This window comes from Ruegeria sp. G2, assembly GCF_056533505.1.
This window is the reverse complement of record NZ_JBQFON010000022.1, coordinates 1-4,466: the sequence shown is the minus strand read 5'-3', so window position 1 is coordinate 4,466 and position 4,466 is coordinate 1. Positions and strand designations below refer to the sequence as shown.

Annotated in this window: 3 protein-coding genes; all 3 read left to right on the top strand. The window is 62.0% G+C overall.

All coding sequences use genetic code 11. From position 1 onward, the window contains the following. The coding region (gcvT, locus tag ACR0DU_RS21290; protein WP_480877321.1) for a glycine cleavage system aminomethyltransferase GcvT at positions 1–1,081 on the top strand (1,081 nt) is incomplete at its 5' end. Between the two features lie 17 nt (positions 1,082–1,098). Further along, a complete protein-coding gene (gcvH, locus tag ACR0DU_RS21285; protein WP_480877318.1) occupies positions 1,099–1,464 on the top strand; it encodes a glycine cleavage system protein GcvH in 366 nt (121 codons plus the stop codon). A gap of 112 nt (positions 1,465–1,576) precedes the next feature. Further along, complete coding sequence (gcvP, locus tag ACR0DU_RS21280) at positions 1,577–4,432, top strand: aminomethyl-transferring glycine dehydrogenase (RefSeq protein ID WP_480877315.1); 2,856 nt, start codon at positions 1,577–1,579, stop codon at positions 4,430–4,432. Positions 4,433–4,466 lie beyond the last annotated feature (34 nt).

The window sequence follows — 4,466 nt, the reverse complement described above, 5'->3', positions numbered from 1 at the left end:
ACGCACGCCTCTTCACGCTTTGCATGTTGAGTTGGGTGGTAAGTTGGTTGATTTTGCTGGGTGGGAGATGCCTGTTCAGTATCCATTGGGGATTATGGGGGAGCATAAGCAGTGCCGTGAGAAGGCGGCGGTGTTTGATGTGAGCCATATGGGTCAGGTGATCCTGAAGGGCGAGAATGTGGGCGAGAAGTTGGAAGCTTTGTGCCCGCAGGCCTATGCGACGTTGAAGGAAGGCAAGGCGCGGTACGGGTTCTTTACGAACGCGGATGGCGGGATCATGGACGATTTGATCGTGTCGAATGCGGGCGATCACTACTTTGTGGTGGTGAACGCGGCGCTGCGGCATCAGGACATTCCGCATATGCGCGAACATCTCGACGGTGTTGAAGTGATCGAGATCTTCGACCGCGCGCTGGTAGCTGTCCAAGGCCCCGCAGCGGAAAACGTTGTGGGCGAGCTCTGCCCTGCGGCGCGGGATCTGAAGTTCATGGAAACCACTGTGGCGGATATCAACGGCGTTGAATGCCGTATCTCGCGGCTGGGCTATACCGGCGAGGACGGTTATGAGATCTCGATCCCCGAGGACAAGGCGATAGAGATCACCAAGGCCTTCCTGGCGCATGAAGATTGCGAGGCGGCCGGTCTGGGCGCGCGCGACAGCCTGCGGCTTGAAGCCGGGCTGTGCCTTTATGGCAATGACATCGACCAGAGCACCTCGCCGATCGAGGCCTCCCTGGCTTGGGCGATGCAGAAGCGCCGCAAGGAAGAGGGCGGTTTCCCGGGCGCGGACCGTGTGCAGAAGGAACTGGCCGAAGGTCCCGCCAAAAAGCTGGTGGGCATCAAGCCCGAAGGCCGCGCACCGGCGCGTCAGGGCGTTGAGATCCAGTGCACCGAGGGCAACACGATCGGCCAGATCACCTCGGGCGTGTTTGGCCCCACGGTCGGCGGACCAGTGGCGATGGGCTATGTGAGCAAAGGCCATGGCGAGCCGGGCGAGACGGTGAACCTGATCATCCGGGGCAAACCGCAACCGGCGCAGATCGTGGCGCTGCCCTTCGTCAAACAGAATTACAAGCGTTGAAGTCAGGAGAGAGAGACATGGCAACCTATTATTCCGAAGAACATGAATGGCTGAGCGTTGACGGCGACACCGCCACGCTGGGCATCACCAAACACGCCGCCGAGCAGTTGGGCGACGTGGTGTTCGTGGAACAGCAGGAAGCAGGCGACGAGTTCGAAAAAGGCGGCGAGATCGGCGTGATTGAATCCGTCAAGGCCGCGTCCGAGCTTTATGCGCCGGTCGATGGCGAGATCACAGAGGTGAACGAGGCGCTGGCTGACAATCCCGGTTCTCTGAATGACGACCCCGAAGGCGAAGCCTGGATCTACAAGATCAAGATCGCGGACGCCTCGCAGCTCGAAGACCTGATGGACGAAGCCGGCTACAAGGCCTTCATCGGATAAATCCAAATGGCGGGTCCTCGCACGGGTCCGCCCCTTCATCTGGCTAAAAATACTCCCGCCGGAGGCTCCCGCAGTCTCCGCCGGGTCTGACCTATCCTTGAGGAGCGCACACATGGCCTTCAAACTGACCGATTACGAAGCCTATGACTTCGCCAACCGCCGCCATATCGGGCCCAGCCCGACCGAGATGCGCGACATGCTCAAGGTGATCGGCTTCAAGACACTGGACCAGCTGATCGATGCCACCGTCCCCCCCGCGATCCGGCAGAAAGAGCCGCTGGACTGGGGCCCGGCGATGACGGAACGCGACGCTCTGTTCCACATGAAAGAGGTGGCGAGCAAGAACAAGGTTCTGACCTCGCTGATCGGTCAGGGCTATTACGGCACCACCACGCCGGCGCCGATCCTGCGCAACATTCTGGAAAACCCGGCCTGGTACACGGCCTATACGCCCTATCAGCCCGAGATCAGCCAGGGCCGCCTTGAAGCTCTGCTGAACTTCCAGACCATGGTCAGCGATCTGACCGGGCTCGATGTGGCCAACGCATCCCTGCTGGACGAAGCCACAGCTGCGGCGGAAGCGATGGCCATGGCCAAGCGCGGCGGGCGTTCGAAAGCCAACAACGCAGCCTTCTTTGTTGACAAGAACTGCCACCCGCAGACCATCGCGGTCATTAAAACCCGCGCCGAGCCTCTGGGCATCGAGGTGCAGGTGGCTGATCCGGACACGCTGGACGCAGGCGCCGTCTTCGGTGCGATCTTCCAGTATCCCGGCACCCACGGCCATGTGCGTGACTTCACCAAAGAAATCGCCGCTCTGCATGAACACAAGGCCATCGCAATTGTCGCCGCCGATATCCTGTCGCTGGCGCTGCTGAAGTCACCTGGTGAGATGGGCGCGGATATCGCCATCGGCTCGACCCAGCGCTTTGGCGTTCCGATGGGCTATGGCGGGCCCCATGCTGCTTACATGGCGACCACCGACAAGCTGAAGCGCTCGATGCCGGGCCGGATCATCGGTGTCAGCATCGACAGCCGCGGCAACAAGGCCTATCGCCTGGCGCTGCAGACCCGCGAACAGCATATCCGCCGCGAGAAAGCCAACTCGAACGTTTGCACTGCGCAGGCGCTGCTGGCGGTGATTGCCTCGATGTATGCGGTGTATCACGGTCCCGATGGCATCAAGGCCATCGCGCAATCGGTGCACCGCAAGACCTCGCGCATGGCTGCCGGTCTGGAAGAGGCGGGCTTCTCGGTTGAACCCGAGGTATTCTTCGACACCATCACGGTCGAGGTTGGCCATCTGCAGAACGTCGTGATGGAGGCCGCAGTGGCCCGCGGCGTCAACCTGCGTAAAGTGGGCGACACGAAAGTGGGCATCAGCCTGGACGAACAGACCCGCCCCGAGACCATCGAGGCGGTCTGGGGGGCCTTTGGCATCGATCGCAAGGATGACAGCTCGAATAAGCAGTACCGCCTGCCGGATTACGCGCTGCGTGAAAGCGAATACCTGACCCATCCGATCTTCCACAAGAACCGGGCCGAGGCCGAGATCACCCGCTATATGCGCCGTCTGGCCGACCGCGACCTGGCGCTGGACCGGGCGATGATCCCGCTGGGCTCGTGCACCATGAAGCTGAACGCCACGATCGAGATGATCCCGGTCACCTGGCCCGAGTTCGGCAACCTGCACCCGTTTGTGCCGCAAGATCAGGCGCAGGGCTATCACGAGATGATCGACGATCTGAACGACAAGCTGTGCCAGATCACCGGCTATGACGCGATCTCGCAGCAGCCCAACTCGGGCGCGCAGGGTGAGTACGCGGGCCTTCTGACCATCCGCAATTATCACTTCGCTCGTGGCGAGGGGCAGCGCAATGTCTGCCTGATCCCAACCTCGGCGCATGGCACCAACCCGGCCTCGGCCCAGATGGTCGGCTGGCAGGTTGTGCCGGTGCAGGCGGATGACAAGGGCAACATTGACCTGAACGACTTCCGCGCCAAGGCGGAAAAGCACTCGGATCATCTGGCCGCCTGCATGATCACCTATCCGTCCACCCATGGCGTGTTCGAGACCACCGTGCAGGAGGTCTGCCAGATCACCCATGATCACGGCGGTCAGGTCTATATCGACGGCGCCAACATGAACGCCATGGTTGGCCTGGCGCGCCCGGGCGATGTGGGCGGTGACGTCAGCCACCTGAACCTGCACAAGACCTTCTGCATCCCGCATGGCGGCGGCGGCCCCGGCATGGGCCCGATCGGCGTCAAGGCGCACCTGACCGAGCACCTGCCCGGCCACCCGGAATACGGCACCGCCGTGGGCCCGGTCTCAGCCGCACCCTTTGGCTCGCCCTCAATCCTGCCGGTCTCATGGGCCTATGTGTTGCTGATGGGCGGCGCAGGTCTGACCCAGGCCACGAAAGTGGCAATCCTGAACGCCAACTACATCGCGGCGCGGCTCAAGGATGCCTACCCGATCCTCTACACGTCGGACACGGGCCGGGTGGCGCATGAATGCATCCTCGACACCCGTCCGCTGGACGAGGCCGCGCATGTCAGCGTCGATGACATTGCCAAGCGCCTGGTCGATTCAGGCTTCCACGCCCCAACCATGTCCTGGCCGGTGGCCGGAACCCTGATGGTGGAGCCCACGGAATCGGAGCCCATGGACGAGCTCGACCGCTTCTGCGAGGCCATGCTGTCGATCCGGGCGGAAGCACAGGACATCATCGACGGCAAGATCGACGCGGAAAACAACCCGCTGAAAAACGCCCCACACACGGTGCGCGATCTGGTCGGCAGCTGGGACCGCCCCTACACACGCGAACAGGCCTGCTTCCCTCCGGGCTCCATGGGCGTCGACAAATACTGGTCCCCCGTCAACCGCGTCGACAACGCATACGGAGACCGAAACCTCATCTGCACATGCCCTCCAATGTCAGAATACGAAGAAGCCGCAGAGTAAACTCTCAAAACCCCCGCCAAAAAAGCGGGGGTTT